Here is a 687-nt window from a genome sequence, read left to right on the forward strand (position 1 = left end):
GTCCACGGAGGTTGGTGACGGACGACATGTGGTCGTGGTCTTGAACGAGTGAGGGCCTTCCGGCTTCGGTGTGGATTGCGACATCTCCACCGAGCATCAGAAGGCCCTCATGCCCCACCGTAATGCACCTCTGACCGAGACCGGCCGTCTGCGTCTGGCCCGCTGCGTCGTGGAGGACGGCTGGCCCCTTCGCCGGGCCGCCGAACGCTTCCAGGTCTCCCCGACCACGGCCCACCGCTGGGCTGAGCGCTACCGGCGACTGGGCGAGGCCGGGATGACCGACCGATCCTCCCGCCCCCACGCGAGCCCCGGACGGACTCCGACCCGAACCGAACGCCGCATCATCAAGGTCCGCGTGCTACGCCGCTGGGGCCCGGCCCGCATCGCACACCTACTGCGCCTGGTCCCCTCGACGGTGCACCGCGTCCTGACCCGCTACCGACTGGCACGCCTGACCCATCTGGACCGCGCCACCGGCCGCGTCATACGCCGCTACGAACGCGAACGGCCCGGCGAACTGGTCCACGTCGACATCAAAAAGCTCGGCAACATCCCCGACGGCGGCGGCCACAAGGTCCTCGGCCGGGCCGCCGGACGAAAGACCCGCGCCGCCGCCGGCTACAGCTACCTCCACACCGCCGTCGACGACCACTCCCGCCTCGCCTACAGCGAAATCCTGACGGACGA

General features: G+C 69.9%; 1 protein-coding gene. It reads left to right on the forward strand.

What is annotated here, in order from left to right:
* Positions 1-109: 109 nt before the first annotated feature.
* The coding region (locus E1283_RS36780; RefSeq protein ID WP_165956392.1) for a leucine zipper domain-containing protein at positions 110-687 on the forward strand (578 nt) is incomplete at its 3' end.

This window comes from Streptomyces hainanensis, from assembly GCF_004348415.1.
In the GTDB taxonomy this organism is placed as follows: Bacteria; Actinomycetota; Actinomycetes; order Streptomycetales; family Streptomycetaceae; genus Streptomyces; species Streptomyces hainanensis.